The sequence below is a fragment of the Streptosporangium sp. NPDC049376 genome (genome assembly GCF_044466505.1).
In the GTDB taxonomy this organism is placed as follows: Bacteria; Actinomycetota; Actinomycetes; order Streptosporangiales; family Streptosporangiaceae; genus Streptosporangium.
Genome location: NZ_JBITMT010000004.1, coordinates 529,728 through 548,730, shown reverse-complemented (window position 1 = coordinate 548,730; position 19,003 = coordinate 529,728). Strand labels below are relative to the sequence as shown.

At 71.1% G+C, this 19,003-nt stretch carries 15 protein-coding genes; 3 read left to right on the top strand and 12 right to left on the bottom strand.

Features of this window, described 5'->3' with window-relative positions:
• Nucleotides 1-145: 145 nt before the first annotated feature.
• From ACIBVQ_RS15460 to ACIBVQ_RS15450, 3 genes are all read right to left on the bottom strand, one after another.
• Nucleotides 146-592, bottom strand: a complete 447-nt coding sequence (locus ACIBVQ_RS15460; protein WP_362914295.1) for a hypothetical protein — start codon at nt 590-592, stop codon at nt 146-148.
• Between the two features lie 22 nt (nt 593-614).
• Complete coding sequence (locus ACIBVQ_RS15455) at nt 615-842, bottom strand: hypothetical protein (protein WP_352016238.1); 228 nt, start codon at nt 840-842, stop codon at nt 615-617.
• 82 nt (nt 843-924) lie between these two features.
• Entirely contained in the window at nt 925-1,527 is a 603-nt protein-coding gene (locus tag ACIBVQ_RS15450) for a disulfide bond formation protein DsbA (protein ID WP_399178040.1), read from the bottom strand.
• Nucleotides 1,528-1,654: 127 nt separating this feature from the next.
• Here ACIBVQ_RS15450 and ACIBVQ_RS15445 point away from each other — a divergent pair, with 127 nt between their 5' ends.
• On the top strand, nt 1,655-3,139 hold the full coding sequence (locus ACIBVQ_RS15445) for a PLP-dependent aminotransferase family protein (RefSeq protein WP_399177999.1): 1,485 nt from the start codon (nt 1,655-1,657) through the stop codon (nt 3,137-3,139).
• A gap of 22 nt (nt 3,140-3,161) precedes the next feature.
• On the opposite strand, the gene soxR is transcribed toward ACIBVQ_RS15445, so the two are convergent.
• From soxR to ACIBVQ_RS15420, 5 genes are all read right to left on the bottom strand, one after another.
• Complete coding sequence (gene soxR, locus ACIBVQ_RS15440; RefSeq protein ID WP_352016275.1) at nt 3,162-3,611, bottom strand: redox-sensitive transcriptional activator SoxR; 450 nt, start codon at nt 3,609-3,611, stop codon at nt 3,162-3,164.
• A gap of 292 nt (nt 3,612-3,903) precedes the next feature.
• Nucleotides 3,904-7,368, bottom strand: coding sequence for an ATP-dependent helicase (locus tag ACIBVQ_RS15435; RefSeq protein ID WP_399177997.1), 3,465 nt, complete (start codon nt 7,366-7,368; stop codon nt 3,904-3,906).
• A complete protein-coding gene (locus ACIBVQ_RS15430; RefSeq protein ID WP_399177995.1) occupies nt 7,362-10,508 on the bottom strand; it encodes an ATP-dependent helicase in 3,147 nt (1,048 codons plus the stop codon). Before ACIBVQ_RS15430 ends, ACIBVQ_RS15435 begins: the two co-directional genes overlap by 7 nt.
• A 536-nt stretch (nt 10,509-11,044) precedes the next feature.
• On the bottom strand, nt 11,045-11,863 hold the full coding sequence (locus ACIBVQ_RS15425) for a helix-turn-helix transcriptional regulator (RefSeq protein ID WP_362914287.1): 819 nt from the start codon (nt 11,861-11,863) through the stop codon (nt 11,045-11,047).
• A gap of 66 nt (nt 11,864-11,929) precedes the next feature.
• Nucleotides 11,930-12,301, bottom strand: coding sequence for a hypothetical protein (locus tag ACIBVQ_RS15420; RefSeq protein ID WP_399177993.1), 372 nt, complete (start codon nt 12,299-12,301; stop codon nt 11,930-11,932).
• A 609-nt stretch (nt 12,302-12,910) separates the two neighbouring features.
• Between ACIBVQ_RS15420 and ACIBVQ_RS15415 the strand changes: the two genes are divergently transcribed.
• Nucleotides 12,911-13,252: a cupin domain-containing protein gene (locus ACIBVQ_RS15415; protein WP_399177991.1), complete on the top strand. Its 342-nt coding sequence runs from the start codon at nt 12,911-12,913 to the stop codon at nt 13,250-13,252.
• Nucleotides 13,253-13,364: 112 nt separating this feature from the next.
• Here ACIBVQ_RS15415 and ACIBVQ_RS15410 read toward each other — a convergent pair whose 3' ends face one another.
• The gene (locus tag ACIBVQ_RS15410; protein ID WP_399177989.1) at nt 13,365-14,201 is read right to left on the bottom strand and encodes an NAD(P)H-binding protein; all 837 of its coding nucleotides are present in this window, start codon (nt 14,199-14,201) and stop codon (nt 13,365-13,367) included.
• Between the two features lie 481 nt (nt 14,202-14,682).
• Here ACIBVQ_RS15410 and ACIBVQ_RS15405 point away from each other — a divergent pair, with 481 nt between their 5' ends.
• A complete protein-coding gene (locus ACIBVQ_RS15405) occupies nt 14,683-15,324 on the top strand; it encodes a hypothetical protein (RefSeq protein WP_399177987.1) in 642 nt (213 codons plus the stop codon).
• 13 nt (nt 15,325-15,337) lie between these two features.
• Here ACIBVQ_RS15405 and ACIBVQ_RS15400 read toward each other — a convergent pair whose 3' ends face one another.
• From ACIBVQ_RS15400 to ACIBVQ_RS15390, 3 genes are all read right to left on the bottom strand, one after another.
• Entirely contained in the window at nt 15,338-18,121 is a 2,784-nt protein-coding gene (locus ACIBVQ_RS15400) for a CDP-glycerol glycerophosphotransferase family protein (RefSeq protein WP_399177985.1), read from the bottom strand.
• Between the two features lie 181 nt (nt 18,122-18,302).
• The gene (locus ACIBVQ_RS15395; protein WP_352016250.1) at nt 18,303-18,623 is read right to left on the bottom strand and encodes an MGMT family protein; all 321 of its coding nucleotides are present in this window, start codon (nt 18,621-18,623) and stop codon (nt 18,303-18,305) included.
• On the bottom strand, nt 18,611-18,991 hold the full coding sequence (locus ACIBVQ_RS15390; RefSeq protein ID WP_352016251.1) for a hypothetical protein: 381 nt from the start codon (nt 18,989-18,991) through the stop codon (nt 18,611-18,613). The genes ACIBVQ_RS15395 and ACIBVQ_RS15390 overlap by 13 nt, the downstream gene beginning before the upstream one ends.
• Nucleotides 18,992-19,003: the final 12 nt, after the last annotated feature.

The window sequence follows — 19,003 nt, the reverse complement described above, 5'->3', positions numbered from 1 at the left end:
GCGACGGAGCGTGCGCACCCCTCCGCCCCACGTGACGTCGGGCTTCGACCGGCACCCCACACCCTTCTCATCGGGAAAGACCCAAGGACAGGAAATCCGAACATTTCCCTCCCTGGAGGGAAACCCGGGGAATCGGCCGGGAGAATCAGGGGAGGATTTCCAGCCGGACGCCGGGAATGTCGTCGTAGAGGTGAGGGGCCGGGGTTATGACGCGCCAGCCGCCTCTGGACTCGGCCAGCAGTACGGCATGGGCCGCGGCGAGAACGGCCACGAGGTCGGTTCCCGTGACGGGGCCCGGGGTGTGCCGTTCCAGGTTGGCCGCGATCCTCGGGCCGAGCCCGGCGGCGTGCGCGACGTCGGCGGCCGTCAGGCTCCCCACCGTCACCACCGGCACCCCGAGCAGGGCCTCGGCCTGCTCGGGCCGCAGGGCCGTCACACACTGCGCGGCGGCCGCGGGCAGCAGGAGTGTGGTGTTGCGCAGCACGGACTGACGGACGATCTCACGCCCGTAGTTGCTCCTGACGTCGAGCAGATGGCAGACCGCGTCGAGATCGAGGACGTGGCCGGTCAGACCGTCGTCCTCCGGGGTCACCCGGCCTCCCGCACGTCCGGGGTCACGCGACCTCCCGCGCGGAGCCGAACAGGCGGTTGGCGCGCTCCCGGTCGGCGTCGGTGATGTCGTCCTGCCAGCCGGGACCCCACAGCCGTTCCAGGGCCGCCATGCCCTCCCTGATGCGACGCTGCTCCCGCAGTGCCTCGGCGATGTAGCCGGAGGCGTTACCCGAGCGCTGCGCCTCGTCGGCGAGGTCGTCGGGCAGGGAGATCGTGATCCGCTTGGTCATACCGAGGAGGGTAATCGCGTCATACTCCCCCCGTCCACGAAAGGGCGATCATCCGCGTGGCCGGTCACGCGGAGGCAACGGGTCAGTCGACTCGGGGAGATTCCGTACGGCTCCGCTTGAGCTCGAAGAAGCCCGGGGTCGCCGAGACCAGCAGCACACCGTCCCAGAGCCCGCCCGCCGCCTCACCACGCGGCACCGGGCTGACCACCGGCCCGAAGAAGGCGTTGACCCGCCCGTCGGGGCCGGGGACGTGGATGGCCGGGGTGCCCAGGTCCTCACCGATCGGGTCGAGACCGGCCCGGTGGCTCAGCAGGAGGGCCTCGTCGTGGTCGGTGCTCTCCGCCGCCTCGGCGAGTCCCGGGTCGAGGCCGAGTTCGGCCAGCGCGTCGCCGTACAGGCCGGGACCGATCGGGACCTTCCCATGGTGGATCCGGTCGCCGAAGGCGGTGTAGAGGTCGCGCAGGACGGGCGTGCCGTACTTCTGCTCGGCGGCGACGAGCACCCGGACCGGGCCGAGCGTGTCGGTGAGCCAGTGCCGGTACCACTCCTCCAGGCCCTGCCTGCCCTCGTTGAGCAGCCACAGGCTCATCACGTGCAAGCGGACCTCCACGTCACGGACGCGTTCGACCTCCAGCAGCCAGCGTGAGGTGTTCCACGCCCAGGGGCACTTCGGGTCGAACCACATGTCGGCGACGGTCAAGACATAACTCCTCGGCTGTTTCCCCGTTGGTCGAGTCCATCCAACGGCCTCGATTGGCTCCCCAGAAGGGCCAATTCCCCGGAAACCGAAAGAGCCAATGTAGGGTCTCCGCGTGGATCCGCACGTCAGCCTGGACGGCCCCGGCGACCTGGCCTCCCGCATCTACCGGCAGCTCCGCGAGGCGATCCTGGACGGCAGGCTCCGTCCCGGGGAGCGGCTGCCGCCCTCGCGGGAGCTGGCCCGCCGCCTCGGCGTCTCGCGCAACACGGCCTGCACGGCCTACGAACGGCTGACGGCCGAGGGCTTCCTCCTCCCCCGCGTCGGCGCGGGCACCTTCGTCGCCGAACCCACCACACCCGCCGGAGCCGTACGGCGTGGCGCCCCGCAGGGCCGTGGGGTGCGTCCCCGCCCCTTCTGGGACGATCTCCCCGACACCGCGGAAAGCCCCGAACCCCCTCGCTACGACTTCCGGGTCGGCAGACCCGACGGTGGCCTCTTCCCCCTCGCCACCTGGCGCCGCCTTCTCGCCGCCGAACTGCGCGCCTCGACGGTCAGAACCTCCGGGTACGGCGAGCCAGCGGGCCACCCCGCCCTCCGGGAGGCCGTGGCCCGCCACGTCGGCCTGTCCCGTTCGGTGCGCGCCGACGCCGGGGACGTCGTCGTCACCCAGGGCGCGCAGCAGGCCCTCGACCTCGTCGGCCGAATCCTCATCGAGCCGGGTGACCGGGTGGCCGTTGAGGAGCCGGGCTATCCCCCGGCACGGCTGCTGTTCGCCTCCCTCGGCGCCCGGGTCAGCGGGGTGCCCGTGGACGACGAAGGCCTCGACGTGGACGCGCTCCCGTCCGGCACCCGGCTGGTCTACGTCACCCCGTCGCACCAGTTCCCGCTGGGCACGCCGATGTCCCCGGCGCGGAGGGCCGCGCTGCTCGACTGGGCCGCGCGCCACGACGCCGTGATCGTCGAGGACGACTACGACAGCGAGTTCCGCTTCGGTCAGCGTCCTCTCGACCCGCTGCAGAGCCTCGACCGGGACGGCCGGGTCGTCTACGTGGGCACGTTCTCCAAGACGCTGCTGCCGATGCTGCGGCTCGGCTTCCTGGTCGCCCCGGCCTCGTTGCGCCCGGCGCTGCGCGCGGCCAGGCGGCTGACCGACTGGCAGGGCGACCACGCCGCGCAGGCCGCGCTCGCCCGGTTCATCGACTCGGGCGAACTGTCCCGGCACGTCCGCAAGGCGACCCGCGTCTACGCGGACCGCCGCGAACGCGTCCTCACGGCGCTGCGCGAGGACCTCACCGACTGGTTCGAGCCTGTGCCGTCGGCCGCGGGTCTGCACCTGTGCGCCAGGCTCAGGCCCGATGTGCCCGTCGATCTCGGCCGGATGTCGGCGGAGGCGCGCGCGTCGGGCGTCGCCGTCGAGAGTCTGGAGGCATACTGCGCCGAGGACCGGTCACGCTCCGGGCTGGTGCTCGGCTACGGCTCCATCCGCGCCGAGCGCGTCACCGAGGGGCTGCGGCTCCTCACCCACCACCTGGCCACGCAAGTCCGAAAAACGCACCGCGTGCTTGACAAGGCTCTAAATTACGATTTTCCGGCGTAGCCCCCCGGCATGTGATCCTCGATCACGGCTCATAGAGTTTGCGCGCCCCCGAGGCGTTTTCTCCGAGACAGTCATCCGGATTGACCAGCTTGCACAGTCCCAGGGACAGGCAACCGCATCCGATACATCCGGCGAGCCGGTCGCGGAGCCACTCAAGACGCTGGATTCGGCCGTTCAGGTCTTTTTGGTAGCATTCCGAAAGCTTGGCCCAGTCTTCCCGTGTCGGCGTACGCCCCTCGGGAAGGAGGGACAGGTAGAAGCCGATCTCCGCAAGAGAGGTCCCCAGCTGCTGGGACGCACGGATAAAGGCCACCCTGCGAAGGGTGTCACGTGAGTAACGTCGCTGATTGCCCGCCGTACGGCGACTGACTATGAGCTGCTTGCGTTCGTAGAAGCGCAGGGTCGAGGTGGCCACACCACTACGCCTGGACAATTCCCCGACCGTCAGCTCCACGGCTCGACGATATCCCATATAAATGGGGACAACCATTATTCCGTTCATTGCATGAGCGGCTCTTACGCTCCTCCACCCGACTCCGTAAGAGTCCTGGCGATGGAGTGGGTCACCACCGGACGCGGTGAGATCTCCAGGAATCCCCGCTGACCAGAACGACACCCGGACTTGTCCTCCCGGGGAGGACGCAGGCGACGCCTCGTTTTTGGACCTGCCCACCGTGGCCATGCCCCTCCCGCCCGGACAGCTGGGAGAACACGATCTCCGGCACGGAGGTCGAGGCGTTGGCGTGACCTGACACGTCAGCTGTTCAACCGATCGCGGGGACCGACTCGATGAGGGCGACCAGGCCGCGTTCGTCGAGGAGGTCGGCGGGCCGTACGGTCTCGTTGAGCCGCACGTAGTGGAAGGCCGCGCTCACCCGGCCGAGCGGGACCTCCGCCAGGTGCGCCCAGGCCAGCCGATAGGCCGCCAGCTGTACGGCCGCCGCGACCTCGGCCTTCTTCCCCTTCGGCCGTCTGCCGGTCTTCCAGTCGACGACCTCGTAACCGCCGTCCGGTGTCTCGAAGACCGCGTCCATCCGGCCCCTGACCAGCCGGTCGGCGATCATGGTCTCGAACGGGACCTCGACGTCAAGCGGCTCCCTGTCCGCCCACTCGCTCTCCTCGAACCGCTCGCGCAGCTCGGCCAGCTGGATGTCTGCGGCCTCGTCGGCCTCGCCCGTCTCGTCGGCCGAACCGGGCAGGTCGAGCTCGTCGATCAGCCGCTGCTGGCCCCAGCGGGATTCGAGCCAGCTGTGGAAGGAGGTGCCCCTGCGGGCCAGCGGGGCGGGCTTCCTCGGCACGGGACGGCGGATCTGCCGGGCCAGAGCCTTGGGGTCGGAGGCGAGCGTGACCAGCGAGGACACGGTCAGGTGGGTGGGCAGCTCGACCCGGCCGGGACCGCGCCGCCGGTTCAGCTCACGTTCCCTGAGCAACAGCTCGATGTCGCGTTCCCAGGCCCTGGCCCGCTCCCTGTCCCACCCGCGCAACGCCGGGGAGACCCGGTCGGGGACGTCGTCATAGGGTTCGGGGAGAGGCCGGCCCGCCGGGCCGAGGTCCCCGTTGAGATCCTCGTAGGGATCGTCGTAGGGGTCGTCGGGGAAGGGCACCTCGTCGTCCTCGACGACGAACATCTCCTCTACCGGGACGACCTCCGGCTCCTCGGATTCCTCCGACAGCGCCGCCAGCGCCGCACTGACCATGTCCGCGCCGTCCCGTACGGCCTCGTACCGTGCCCCGGCCGGGGTGACGGGCCACCTGGACTCGGCGGGCTCGGCCAGCAGCGGGTTGGTCTCCCCCTCCTCAAGGGGCGGCGCCCAGACCTCGGCCCGCCCGCACGTGTCGCGGACCTCGACCAGGAAGTCGGACGGGTCGAGGGGCTTCGACCCGCCGCCCCAGCGGTAGCCGGAGGCGATCAGCAGGTAGTGGGCACGGGTGACGGCGACGTAGGCCAGACGGCGTTCCTCAAGGAGCTCCCGCTCCCGGCAGCGCTCGTCGAAGTCGCCGATCTCCTCCTTGGACAGGCCGCCGAGTCTGGGCAGGTCGGAGGCGTCGCCCCGTAGCGGGTACGGCAGTTTGCGCGCGTTCTCCGTCCACCTGGGGCTGACGGTCGGCCTGGCCGGGAAGACCGTGCCGACGGTGAGCGTCCCGCCCTTCGACAACGCCTGGGACATCCCCGGCACGATCACGACCGGCCATTCGAGGCCCTTCGAGGCGTGGACCGTCATCAGCTTGACGCTGTTGCTCTCTCCGACCCGGCCCGCGTCGAGGCCGTTCTCCTCCTCGTCTGCGGCCTTCAGGAACGCCAGGAACGCCCCCAGCGTCGGGTCCTCGGAGTCTCCGGCGAAGCGGGAGGCGGCGTCGAGGAAGGCGTCCAGGTCGGCGCGGGCCGCGAAGACACCGGCGGAGCCCCTGGCCGCGACCTCGATGTCCAGGCCGAGCCTGCGTTCGATCTCGGCGACCAGGTCGGGCAGCGGCTGCCCGGTGTGGGCGCGCAGGACCCGCAGCTCCTGGGCCATGGCCACCAGGCGGACCCGGGCGAGCGGGGAGAACGCCTCCTGCCACTCGGGGCGTTCCGGCAGCTCGTCGAGGGCGTCGACCAGACTGCCCCGCTCCTCGGCCATGTCCGCGACGACCTGGTCGAGGGGGTCGGCGACGCCGCCGGGCCCGTCCTCACGGGTCTCCCGGCTCAGCTCACGCGCCCGGTCACCCAGTTCCTTCAGGTCGGCGGGACCGATCCGCCAGCGTGGCCCGGACAGCAGCCTGACCAGGGCGTCCCCGGCCGTCGGGTCGTAGATCACCCGTAGCGTCGCCACGATGTCCGCCACCTCGGGCACGGTCAGCAGCCCGCCGAGACCGACCACCTCGACCGGGATGCCCCGCGCCTCAAGGGCCCTGCGCAGCGTGGGGAACTGCGACCGTTTGCGGGCCAGGATCGCCACGTCGTGGGGTTGCAGGCACTGCGGCCCGCCCCAGGCGCTCTGCTTGGCCCGTTTGCGTTCGCCGTCGCCCCAGGGCAGCCCGTCGGGGGCGCTCTCGCCGCCCAGCAGCCCGGAGATCTTCGCCGCGATCCACTCCGCCTCGTCCTCAGCGGTCCCGTGGAAGGCGGTCACGACCCGGCCCCGCTCGATCCGGTTGCCGCCGGGCACCAGCACCGGCACCTCACGGGCTTCGAGCCGCAGCGGGATCTGCACCCTGGCCGCCACGTCGAGTACGGCGTCGCCGTTGCGGAAGCTGACCGACAGCCGGCGGACCGGGGCGGGCTCCCCCGAGGCCGTCCTGAAGTCGCGGGGGAAGCGGGTGAGGTTGCCCGAGGAGGCCCCGCGCCAGCCGTAGATCGACTGGCAGGGGTCGCCGACCGCCGTCACCGGGTGCCCGTTCCCGAACAGCGAGCGCAGCAGGACCAGCTGGGCGTGGCTGGTGTCCTGGTACTCGTCGAGCAGGACGACGGCGAACCTGCCCCGCTCGGCCTCCCCGACCTCGGGGTGCCGTTCGGCGATCCTGGCCGCGAGCGCCATCTGGTCGCCGTGGTCGACGACCTCGCGGCGGCGCTTGAGCCGTTCGTAGGCCTCGACCAGCGGAAGCAGCTGCTCCCTGGCCCGCTGCGTGGCCAGTGGCCTGCGCTGGAGCTGGGTGGGCGTGCCGGGCAGCCTGCCGTACCGCTCGGTCAGCCAGGCGCCGATCTCCCGCACCTCCTGCGGGGTGCGCAGGTGCTCGGCCATCTCCCCGGCGAGGTCGAGCACCGCCCGCGTGACGGTCGCCGGACCCCACTCGATCTGCTCCATCGGGCCGTCGTAGCCGCTGACCACCCGTCCGGCGAGCTGCCACGCGACGGCCGGGCTGATCAGGCGCATGGTGGGTTCGAGCGCCTCCCGCAGGGCGTGCTCGGTGACCAGCCTGGCCGCGTAGGCGTGGTAGGTGGAGATCGTCGGCTCGCCCTGCAACAGTTCGGCGGGCACCTGCTCGGCCGCGACCAGCCCGTTGAGCCGCTCACGCACCCGTACGGCCAGCTCCCCGGCGGCCTTCCTGGTGAAGGTCAGGCCGAGCACCTGCTCGGGGCGGACCAGGCCGTTGGCGACCAGCCACACGACCCGTCCCGCCATGGTCTCGCTCTTGCCGGAACCCGCCCCGGCGACCACGACCATCGGTTCGAGACCTGCCTCGATGACCTCGGCCTGCTCCGGCGTCGGCGGGAGGATGCCCAGCTTGGCCGCGAGCTGAACCGGGCTCAGCACACCTGGTCTCCGTTCTTGCTGACCGGGCAGCTCGCCCGCACGACACAAGTGCGGCAGCCGTCGTTGACCTTCGCCTGGAAGACCGGGCCGGACATCCCGGCCGCCACGGTGTCCACCATGTCACGTGCCCAGCCCGGGTCGGTGTCGTCGGCCAGCGGGATCTGGGCCTGCTCCTTGGCGGCGTTCCTCGTCGCCGCGTCTCCGACCTGCACCAGGGCCGCGCCGCCGGGCTCGGTCATCCCATGCCGTTCGAACGCGCCGAGCAGCGTGGCGAGCTGGTAGACCCCGAGCTGGGGGTGGCGTTCGAGGTCGGCCTCCTTGGGGCCGTGCTTGCCGGTCTTGATGTCGATGATCACGGCCCTGCCCTCGCCGTCCCGCTCGACCCGGTCGACCCGCCCCTTGATCTGCACGCCCTCGGAGACCGTCGCGACGAACGACTCCTCAAGGGCGACCAGCTCCCGGGGGTTGTCCCGCTGCCAGCGCAGGAACCGGGAGACCATCTCCTCGGCGACGCCGCGCTGCTTGCGGTTGTACCAGGCGCCGCCGAAGTCCAGCTCGTGCCAGACGTCGTCGAGCCGTTTGCCGAGCGTCTCCTCGGTCCCCTCGCCGGTCGCCGCGAGCACCGCCAGGGCGTGGATGACCGTGCCGAGGCCCCTGGCGACGTCGGTGCCGCCCGCGCCGACCGAGGTCTCCAGCAGCCAGCGCAGCCCGCACTTGGTGAAGTTCTCCACCGCGGACGGCGAGACGCGCACGATGTCGTCCGGCCAGCGCAGCGGCCGCTCGTCGGAGATCTCCGTCAGGGCGTACCACTCGTTGGGGTGCGCGCCGGGCACCCCGGCGGCGGCGAGCCTGGCCAGGTGCTCGGCGGCGGCCCGGCGCAGCGCCTCGGGCCGTGTCGGGTCGGAGACGGCCGAACGCAGGTCCGCGACCAGCGCGGACATGCTCAGCCAGCGGGAGCGCTCGTCCACGACCGTCTCCCCCGTCTCGCCGGGGGCGAGCTCGGCCAGGAACCTGGAGGGCCGCTCGTCGGCGTCGTCCCCCCCGACGGCCGTGACGACCAGCTTCCTCCTCGCCCTGGTGGCCGCCACGTAGAACAGGCGCCGCTCCTCGGCCAGCATCTGCGAGGCCAGCGCCGCCGAGACGGCCGCGGGGTTCTCGTGCTCGGAACCGGCCGCCTTGGCGACCATCTCGTCGGTGCCCAGCACCGACCCCCGCAGCCGCAGGTCGGGCCAGGCCCCCTCCTGCACCCCGGCGACGACCACGACGTCCCATTCGAGGCCCTTGGAGCGGTGGGCGGTCATGATGCGCACCGCCTCGCTGTCGGGGGCGCGCTCGGCCAGGGAGTCTCCGGGGATCTCCCGCGCGATGAGGTCCTCGACGAACACCTCGACACCGGCGTGCGGCAACCGGTCCACGAAGCCCGCCGCGTAGTCGAACAGCGCCACGACCGCGTCGAGGTCACGGTCGGCCATCGTGCCCCTGAACCCGCCGGACAGGCTTGTCTCGGTCCACCGTCCGGCCAGCTCGGTGGCGCTCCAGACGCCCCACAGGACGTCCTCGGCGGTGCCGCCGCGCCGTACGACCTCCGCGGCGCCCGCGATGAGCCTGGCGAGCCGTTCGGCGGGGAGCGCGACGTGCGGCTCGATCCTGACCAGCTCCCGCTCGTCCTTCAGCGCGGCCACCAGCAACTCGCCCGAGGAACGGGGCTCGGCCGCAGGGGCCGGGTCGTCGAGGTCGTGCTCCTCCGGACTGGTCACGGCCTCGTGCTCGGCGACACGCAGGGCCCTGCGCAGCCGCCGTACCCCGATCATGTCGGTGCCGCCGAGCGCGCCGGTCAGCAGTTCCTCCGCCATCGCCTCGTCGAGGATCTCCGGGTCGAGCGCGACCTGGATCAGCCTGATCAGCGGGCGCACCCCCGGCTCCTGGAACAGCGGCAGCTCACCCGCGCCGACCGCGACCGGCACTCCGGCCGCGACCAGCGCCCGGCGCAGCAACGGCAGCTGACGGGTCGCCGAACGCACCAGCACCGCCATCCGTGACCACGGTACGCCGTCGAGCAGGTGGGCCCTGCGCAGCGTGTCGGCCACCAGCGCCGCCTCCTGCGCCTCGCCGTCGGCCACCACGACGTGGACCTCGCCCGGCTCCACGTCCGGCAGCGGCCTCAGGTCGCGGTGCCCGGCGCCGCCCGGCGGAACCGGCAGGCGGGCCGTCACCCGCCGCGATGCCTTCAGCAGCTCGGCGCCGCTGCGGCGGCAGACCCGCAACGCGATGACGGGGGCCCTCCCGCCGTCCTTCCTCCTGAAGCGGTCGGGGAACTCCATGATCCCGCGCACGTCCGCGCCCCGGAACCCGTAGATCGACTGGTCGGGGTCACCCACCACGACCAGGTCACGCCCCTCCCCCGCGAGCTGCCCGAGCAGGAACTCCTGGGAGGGGTCGGCGTCCTGGTACTCGTCGACGAAGACGACGTCGTAGGCGGAACGTTCGCGCTGCCGTACCTCGGGGTCGGTCAGCAGCGCCCCCGAGGCCCGGATCAGGTCGGCGTAGTCGAGCACCGGCTCCAGGTCGAGGTCGAACCGCGCCTGGTAACGGCCCGCGAACCGGCCCGCGGCCACCCAGTCGGCTCGGCCGTGCGCCCGGCCGAGCGCGACCACGTCCTCACCGTCCAGGCCGCGTTCGGCGGCACGGGCCATGAAGTCGCGCAGTTCCTGGGCGAACCCCCTGGTCCTGAGCGCCTCCCGCATGTCCTGCGGCCACAGCGGGGCACCGTCCTCAAGCTCGCCGTGGAGCAGACGGCGGATCTCCAGCAGCTGCTCGGGCGCGGTCAGCACCCGGGGCGCGACGTTCCCGGCGAGTACGGCCTCGCGGCGCAGCAACGCGTAGGCGTAACTGTGGAAGGTGAGCGCCAGCGGCGTCCTGGTCGTACGGCGCACGCGCGCCGTGATGCGCTCGCGCAGCTCCTCGGCGGCCTTGCGGCTGTAGGTGAGGACGAGCACCCGTTCCGGGTCTGTCCCTCTGCGTTCGATCCGGTCGACGACGCTCTCCACGATCGTGGTCGTCTTGCCGGTCCCCGGCCCGGCCAGGACCAGCAGCGGGCCGCTCTCATGCGTGACAGCCGCCCGCTGGTGCTCGTCGAGCACGGGGGCAACAGCCCTCCCGGCACCCACACGACGCACCAACCGCCAGCCCTGACCACTCACAACTCGTCATTCCACCAGATCCCGGACGATGATCGTGCCGACTCCGCCCCTCCGGCCCCTCTTGTAGGACGCCAAAGCGGACTGGGTCACGAGGAGTTCGACCTGGCCATCACCCCCGGCGGACGCCAGACCTCCTGGCCTGTGCCCCCCGGTCCTGCTCCTTCATCCCGGCCTCACGCCGGTGACCGGCCTTCTCCCACAGGGCACCGACCGGGACGGCCGGCGTCCGACCTCGGAAGGAGCCGGTCCCACCGAGAGGGCATGGGGTGGTCGCTCTCCGAGCGGCTCGCCGTACGGCCCCTTCGCATGGGTCCGCCGACATGTGGTCGGCGTTATCGATCAGGCGTCCGGTTCCAGGGTTGTGACAGTCAGGAAGTGCCGGGTGTGGAAGAGGCCGCCACCAGTGGATCACGAGTCTCGACGTCCACACCCACCGCGGCTCACCCTGTCCTGCCCGATGCGTTCGACGATCGCTGCTACCCGCTCAGCGCCTCGCGCAAGACGGAGGGGGCTTCGCCGAGGTGTTTGCGGACGGTTCGGGTCAGGTGGGCGTGGTCGGCGAAGCCATAGCGGGCGGCGAGATCCGCGAGGCAGTCGCCACCAGCGGTCAGATCGTTGAGGACGGCGCGGACGCGTAGGTCGTTCCGGTAGCCGGTGATGGTGCGGCCGGTGACGGTATGGAAGATCTTGCTCAGGTGCTTGGGGGACGCGCCGACCATTCGGGCGAGATCTTCGAGGTTCGTCGTGAGATAACCGGCGTTGAGGGCTTCCTGGACGGCCAACGCCAGCCGACGATGCACCACACGTGTGGCCATCGAAGTGCCGGCGGAGGCTTTCCACGCCGGCCGGGACGGGGTCAGCGCGTCGAAGAGCAGGTAGAGCCGTTCCTCGGCTTCGAGGCGGTCGGTTCCCCGCAGAAGGGCTCTTAGCAGCTTCCGATGGCGAAGGTCGGCTTGCGCGCTGACATGGAGGGTCCAGTCGTGACGCAACGGACCGCTGAAGCGATCGGCGAAGCTGCCCGGCTCGAAGAGGATCGCCGTGTACACCCAGTCCCGGCCCAGGGGCTCGGCGAACCTCTCCTCTGTGCCGGCGACATTGACGTATCCGGTGACGGGGTCGAGATAGGACGCCATGCCTTCGGCGTCGCGGACGAAGCCGCTGGCCTGGAAGAGGACGACTGCGTCCGTCTCGTCGGGTGAAAACCCTGACCACTCCGTGGGAGGACCGCCGTCGCCACGGGCGCGCTCGATTCTGATGCCGATGTCGGGCGCGTGCATCAAGTTGTCCCTGGACATGGCCGAAGCATTACACGTCATCGGGTAGGAGTAAACACCCGTGTCAATTAATACCATTCGAAACAGTCAATGCATGGAGCCATTTCCGCATCCGGCGATCATCTCCACGACGAAAAGACCTTCGATCGCAGATATCAAGAAAAGCTCTCGGCATTCGCCCCTGTAAATCAACCATGCTTTTCGGACCCGATGACCGTCCCGGCGGGCTTCGAGAAGCCGCGTACCGATGTTCAAGCGCGAGCGGGTTCGAGCGGAAAAGATGGTGGCACAGGGGCTCCAGCCGGGCGGCCCGAGCAGAAGGAAGGCCACGACATGACGGTACACGTAGCCCTGGTCGTCTTCTGTGCGTCCAAAGTCCCGAACGAGGCCGTCCATCCCATGAGCGGCCCGCACGCGCCCGGGCGCGGTTTCGGCGACCGCCCCGACGGGCGCGGCCACGCCGACCTTTTCAGGCCCCGGATGTCACCGATCCAGGAATGGAGAGTGAGGCATTCGCGCCCCGCCCTCGATCAACGGATCCTCACAACGGAAGGGAAGAACATGTTCAGCCTCATCAAGTCGACGAACCCGACCCCGGGTCGAATGGTCGCGCCTTCGGTGACCGCGGTTGCGGCCAACTGCTGGTCGTAGGCGGGGCCTGGTCGGACCGGCTCAGGCAGCAGTACAAGTGCGATCCGGAAGCAGCCACGGGACCCGGCTCCTGCGCGAACCGGCATCTCGCCCGTCCAAACCGTGAACGGTCGTGTTCCGCGCCTGTACCGGCGGCTCGGAGTCGTTCTGCTGCACCGCACCCCTCGCGCCGTCGCCGACCTCGTCCGCACCGCGACACGCCTCTAGCCGCGCGATCCGGGGTTCTCCCGCCGGTCACAGCGACATCGCCTTCCGGTCGGCGACCGGCGGCAAGAACCGCTCATGCCGGATCGACGACGTTCAGCCGTGACCGTCGACGACAGGGCACCTGCCCGAAGACCGCCCGTGAGCATCGTGGGATGGAGCCCTTTTGGGCACTTTTCTCACCTGGGAACGGCCCTCGGTAGGGTCGTCGGCATGCGAATCATCAAGGGTGCGGGTGAGTGGGCGCAGCCGGCCGGTGGGGCCGCCAACGACTGGGTCGAGCAGCTCAAGGTGCCTGATCTGTCCGTCGGGACGTACTGCATCCCGGCGGGCGGGGTCGACACCCAGAGCCCGCACACCGAGGACGAGATCTACGTGGTGACCTCGGGCCGGGCCAGGATCGTGACGCCGGACGGCGAGGCGGAGGTCGGCCCCGGCGCCGTGATCTTCGTCCCGGCGGGCGAGGAACACCGCTTCGTCGACATCACCGAGGACCTGGCCCTACTGGTCGTCTTCGGCCCGTCCTACGGCTCACGCGCGGTTCCCCAGTCCTGACGATCGGCTCGCGCGAGGTGACCGATCTGTTGTGCGAGCGTGCGGGATTCGACGGCCGGGTGCCGGACGGCCCTCAGGAGTGATTCCGAAGGTCCGCCCGGCCGCGGGAGGGTTACTCGACGAATTCGGCGATGTGGTCCCGGATCCAGGTGGTGAACGGGCGGGCCGGGTGGCCGGTGACCCGTTCGACGGTGTCGCTGAGCGGAGTCAGGCGGCCGTCGTTGGCGTGCCAGTAGTCGAGCAGGGCGTCGGCGTAGGACGCGGGGATGTAGGCCGCCACTTCCCGCCTCCATTCCTCGGAGGTGACGTGGTTGACGGTGATCGGGCGGCCGACGGCCTCGGAGAGCCGGTCGATCTGCTCGCTGAAGGTGAGGGTCCGCGGGCCGGTCAGGTGGAGGTTTCCGCCCTGGTGGTGGGGGTCGGTGAGCACGGTGAAGGCCACCTCGGCGATGTCCCGTTCGTGGATGGGGTCGGTGTAGGAGCCCGGGTAGGGCAGGTTCACCGGCTGCCCCGCCTTGATCGCCCACGCCCAGGCGCTCGCGTTGCCGGCGAAGGAGCCGGGGCGCAGGAGCGTGGTGGTCAGCGGCGAGTTCAGCAGGGCGGTCTCGACGTCGAGATGGGAGGCGGCCAGCGGGTTGTCGGCCGCGCCGGGGTCGAGGACGCTGGCTGAGGACAGCAACGCCACGTGCTTGACGCCCGCGGTGGTGGCGGCGCCGACGAACTCGTCGATGTGTGACGCCTCGGCGTACAGGAAGACCGCGCTGACACCGTGGAGAGCGGCAGGGAAGGTGGCCGGGTCGCCGAGATCGCAGGTGGCGGTCGCGACGCCGTCGGGGACGCGGAGTTCGCCGGGAACGCGGGAGGCGACGCGTACGGGGTGGCCTGCCTGGTGCAGCAGGGCGGTCAGCTGGGTGGCGACCGCGCCGCGGCCTCCGGTGACGAGAATCATGAAAGTGTTCCTTCGGATGGTGTGGTCAGGTTCGGGCCGGTGGAGAGACACCCGGCCCAGCGTCAGAAGGGCCTGCGAGGCTCGGTGGCGGCGGGCCCCGCGCCGGAGCGGACATGGACCGAGGCACGGATCGAGACGGCGCCGTCGAAGAACGGGGTCGTCCTCAGACCCGCCGGCGATCGTCGGGGAGCCGGACTCCTTCAGGATGGTGAAGGAGGGCCACGAGCAGGAGGACCGCGCGTACGCGCGAGGGGAAGGTTGCGGGCATGGCTGAGCACGCTCTCCACTGAGAGATCCAGACAGCCTTGCTGAGGCTGCCGTGCCGGCCGGATGTCCCGACGCGCTCACCGAGGAGCGCTGCACCTTACGAGCGGGAACGTACCACAAATCACGACATCCACGATCACCGGTACGCCTCAAGGGACCCGGGAGTAGCCTCTGCCGAGGCTGTGAACGACCCGTAAGGCGGCGGAGGGACGAGATGGGCGCGGACGATCGGATCGAGCGGGCCGGGGTGTTGTACGAGCGGGCGGTCTTCGGGGGTGACGCCGACGCCGTGGCGGCGGCCGATCGGGAGTTGGACGCGGTCGAGGCCGATCTCTCCCTCGCCCGGGGGCGGGTCGCGCACGCGCGGTTCCTGGCCGACGGGCGCCGGGAGGCGTACGAACCAGGTCTGTTCGAACGCGCCGCCGAGCTCTACCGGAGCCTCGGGGACGTACGCGGCGAGGCGGAGGCCCTGTTCTGGATCGGGTGTTTCCACCAGGTCGTACGGAACGACGACACCGCCGCGGTTCCCGTGCTGGAACAGTCCCACCGGCGGGCGGTGCGTGCCGGTGACGCCCTGACCGCGTCCTACGCCCTCCGGCACCTGGGTATCGCGGAGCACCGGGCGGGCCGGCTGGGAGCGGCAAGGGAGCGCCTGGAGGAGTCGACGCGGCTCCGCCGTGAGGCCGGGTTCCTTCCGGGTGTCGCCGCCAACCTGGTCGGGCTCGCCTATGTCACGGCCGGGGAGGGTCACCGCGACGAGGCGCTGAGGCTTCTCGACGAGGCGGGTTCCATCGCCGGGTCGTCCCGGGCCGACGGCGTGCTGCGTCAGGTCCAGGAGGCGCGGTCCCGCCTGTGACCTGCGACGAGGGTCAGGTGAAGATGTGGTCCACGAGGCGGGGGGTGGCCTTGCCGTCGTCTCGGGGGGTGTAGGTGTTGCGGAAGTGCTCGTAGCGTTCGGCGTGGGCGGCGGCCACGGTGTCGATGGTCCTGAGGGCCTCGATGACGTCGGCGCCGTTGGTCAGCAGCGGCCCCGGGGCCTCGGCGGCGAGGTCGAGGTACAGGCCGCGCTTGGTCGAGTAGCGCTGCAGGTCGTAGGTGAAGAAGAGCATGGGCCTGCCGGTGGCCGCGAAGTCGAACATGACGGACGAGTAGTCAGTGATCAACACATCCGCCACCAGCAATAAGTCCGTTATATCCGGATAAGCGGTGACGTCGCGGCCAAGCCCTTCGGGGATGTTGGGCGCCGCCTGCATCGAGTGCGCCCTGATCAGGAACTCGTGTCCCGGGCCGAGCGCCTTGTGCGCCCGCGCCAGGTCCAGCTTGAGCGAGGAGTTCTTGCGGTCGTAGTCGCGGAAGGTCGGCGCGTACAGCACCACCCTGACCCCGTCGGCGACGCCGAGCCTGCGGCGCACCCGGGCGGCCAGTTCGTCCCGCTCGGGCGAGGAGAGCACGTCGTTGCGGGGATAGCCGCACTCCAGGACCTCCCCGTGGTAGCCGAACGCCTTGCGCAGGATCGGGGTCGCCCAGGGGCTCTGCGAGACCAGCAGGTCCCAGCCGCGCACCTCGGCGGCCTGCCGGTGCCAGGCGGCGGGCTTCGGGTCACGGGACATGTGGGGCAGGTCGTTGCCCAGGCGCTTGAGCGGGCTGCCGTGCCAGGTCTGCACGACCATCTGGTCGTCGCGGGCCCGGAACCAGGGCGGCAGGAAACCGTTGGTGACGACGTACCGGGAGCGTGCCAGCACGGCGTAGTGCTCCCGGCTGCCCGCCCTGACCACCGTCGGCCGGATGCCCGAGCCGAACCCCAGCTCCGCCGAACCGGGCGGGGTGAAGGCGCCGTCCTTGACGATCCAGACGTGCGCGCGGTCGTCGCCGCGCCGTACGCGCTCCTCGTAGATGGCGCGGACGTTGCCCTCGTACTGGCGGCCGTCGTAGGCGACGTAGACGGTGGCCTCGTCCAGCTCACGACGCCGCTGGTCGGGATAGAAGGAGCGCTGCAGGGCGTACAGGCCCCCGGCGCCCTTCTCGTCGTCGGGGATGTCCTCGGCGACGATCAGCACGGGCACGTCGAACCTGGTGGACAACAGGCGGTAGGCCCTGCCGTCGCGGACCCTCGGCTCCTCGTCGAGGGTGTCCAGCGCGGCGTGGTCCACGCGGAGGGGGACGACCTCACCCGAGGGGTCGCGGGTGGTCATGCTCCAGCTTCCGCTCCCCATCGCGACGGCCTCGCCGAACTTCGGCATGGCCGAGGGCGTCAGCCGTACGGCGAAGCGGTCGTCGGTGCGCTCCATCGGCACGGTGTGGACCGTCCCGCCACGGTGCCTGAGCGTCAGCTCGGCGGCCCCCGAGCCGGGGTAGGAGCCCTCGATGGTGAGCGTGCCCTCCTCGTCCCAGGTGGCGGAGGAGATGACGGGGCGGATGCGGTGCGCGGCGACGCTGACGCGGTCGCGCCGGTCGCGCAGCACAGTGATCTCCCGGTCGCCGACGACCAGCCGGCTCTCCCTGGCCTGGCCGATCATGACGGGTGCGGCGGGGTCGCCCTTCGGCTCGATCCAGAGCCTGCCGCCGTCGCGCTCCTGCAGCAGCGAGGGTACGGCCAGCGGCACGACGACCTGGGTACCTCCCTCGACGGGGGTGAACTCGGCGGACATCCGGTGGCCGTCGAGCCGGGCCTGTCCCCTGGTGTGCTCCCCGCCGGGCAGGAAGACCGTCAGTTCGAGGCGGTCGCCGTCGAGGCGGATTCCGGTCAGCGCGGCCCTGGTCGGCTGCAGGGCGATCTGCAGCGCGCGGTCGGAGGTCCAGACAGGACGGATCCACCAGCCGCCGGGGAGCTCGAACCCGGCCGGACGCTCGGTGCGGCCGTTCGAGGGGCCGCGGAGCAGGCCGGTGGCTCGGGCGCCACGGCTCCAGATGGCGATCTCGGCCCGCCAGGTGGTGGTGTCGGGCACGGTCTCCCTGCGGCGCAGGGTCCGCCTGACGCCGTTCACCAGGGAGCGCAGGGCGCCGCGCCAGCGCAGCGGCCAGGCGGGCATCTCGGCGACGAAGCCGGACCAGTCGTAGTTGCAGCCGGGCTCACGGGCCCCGTGGGTGGCCTCGGGGCGCAGGACCCTACGGGTGCGCAGCCGTACGGGAGGCAGCCAGCGGGGGCCGCGCAGCACGACGAAGGCCCGGTTGAAGCGGGGGCTGCGGACGGAGAGCCCGGCGAGGTAGGCGTGCCCGGTGACGCGCAGCCGACCACCGGTCCAGGAGACGTCCTCGATGTGCGTCATCGGGATCAGGTCGGCCGCGCGCAGCCGGTACATGGCCTCGGGCAGCTCGTCCTGCAGGGGCAGGTTGGCGTACCAGCGCAGGCGTCTGCGGACCCGCCGGGAGGGCTCGGCCGCCGCGGTGGTGAGGCTCTGCAGCGCGTCGCCCTCGGCGAGGTCGTCGATCGTACGGTGCTCGACGAGGTGGAAGGCGAGCCTCCTGGCGACCGGGAGGTCACGCTTGACCTTGGGGTCGACACCCGTGATGTAGGGCTTGAAGAGCGTGACGAACTCGCGGCGGCGGGCGGCGCCGCGTTTGACCGCGAGATCCAGGCGGCTGCCGAGCGGACCGGAGAGGACTCCGGCGTCGAGGCGGCGGCGTTGCGCGGGTGTCAGTCCCTCGGCTGTCACGGCCGAGAGGATCGATTCGAGCGGTTCTCCCCGGTCACAGAGATCTTGGACAACCCGAAGACGGTCGGCGACGGAGTCGCCACCTGTTCGGGCGGGCGTGACGCCTGTGGCCATGAAGGGGGCACCGCCTTTCGGACAGAGCGCTGTCCTAGGCAATGTTAGTGGGCCACGAAGAAGCCGGTTACGTCGTGATTTCTGGTAGACCGTCCCAGCGTGCGAAACGCATGTCGGCGCGCTCGCCCCGCATGGGTGTGCCCTCCTCGCGCCACCTGGCCAGGCAGCGCGCCTCGTGCCCGGGAGCCGGGGTCCCGTCGGCGTGCACGACACGCCACCACGGCACGCCGCCGCCCCAGGTGGACATGACCCTGCCGACCTGACGGGGACCGCCCTCGCCGAGGTATTCGGCGATGTCGCCGTAGGCCATCACCCTGCCGGCGGGGATGCGCTCGACCAGGTCGAGCACGCGCTCGGCGTAGGGGGTCGGGTGGCCTACTGACTCCATACGGAGGGTCCGGCCGCGAGAATCTCGTCGATCTTCCCGAACTCGTAGGCCGTCGAGCCGTTCAGCTGCTCGACGAGGCCGTCACGGATCGCGTACTGCTCGCCGTCCTCACCGACCAGGCGGGCGCCGAGCAGCGCGGAGACCCTGGCGAGCTGAGCCACCTGCCAGTCGGAGCCCGGCGCGCCCGAGAGCTTGCCGTCCCAGACGGCCACCGCGTGGACCCCGTCGCCGTGGCGGGCCAGGACCTCACCCTTCTCCTGCGAACCGCGGAACTCGAACCCCGCTCGCCCCAGCACGTTCGCGAGCTCCGCGAAGGCGAGAGGCGCCGGGCGCTCCACGCGCAACTCGTACCCCATGATGCGCGACATTAGCGAATGTTC

Excerpts from the sequence above, each read along its gene's own strand:
- ACIBVQ_RS15395 (WP_352016250.1), bottom strand. The coding sequence starts at position 18,623 with ATGGAGTCAGTAGGCCACCCGACCCCCTACGCCGAGCGCGTGCTCGAC.
- ACIBVQ_RS15405 (WP_399177987.1), top strand. The coding sequence starts at position 14,683 with ATGGGCGCGGACGATCGGATCGAGCGGGCCGGGGTGTTGTACGAGCGG.
- ACIBVQ_RS15410 (WP_399177989.1), bottom strand. The coding sequence starts at position 14,201 with ATGATTCTCGTCACCGGAGGCCGCGGCGCGGTCGCCACCCAGCTGACC.
- soxR (WP_352016275.1), bottom strand. The coding sequence starts at position 3,611 with ATGGGATATCGTCGAGCCGTGGAGCTGACGGTCGGGGAATTGTCCAGG.
- ACIBVQ_RS15455 (WP_352016238.1), bottom strand. The coding sequence starts at position 842 with ATGACCAAGCGGATCACGATCTCCCTGCCCGACGACCTCGCCGACGAG.
- ACIBVQ_RS15415 (WP_399177991.1), top strand. The coding sequence starts at position 12,911 with ATGCGAATCATCAAGGGTGCGGGTGAGTGGGCGCAGCCGGCCGGTGGG.
- ACIBVQ_RS15425 (WP_362914287.1), bottom strand. The coding sequence starts at position 11,863 with ATGTCCAGGGACAACTTGATGCACGCGCCCGACATCGGCATCAGAATC.
- ACIBVQ_RS15450 (WP_399178040.1), bottom strand. The coding sequence starts at position 1,527 with ATGTGGTTCGACCCGAAGTGCCCCTGGGCGTGGAACACCTCACGCTGG.
- ACIBVQ_RS15390 (WP_352016251.1), bottom strand. The coding sequence starts at position 18,991 with ATGTCGCGCATCATGGGGTACGAGTTGCGCGTGGAGCGCCCGGCGCCT.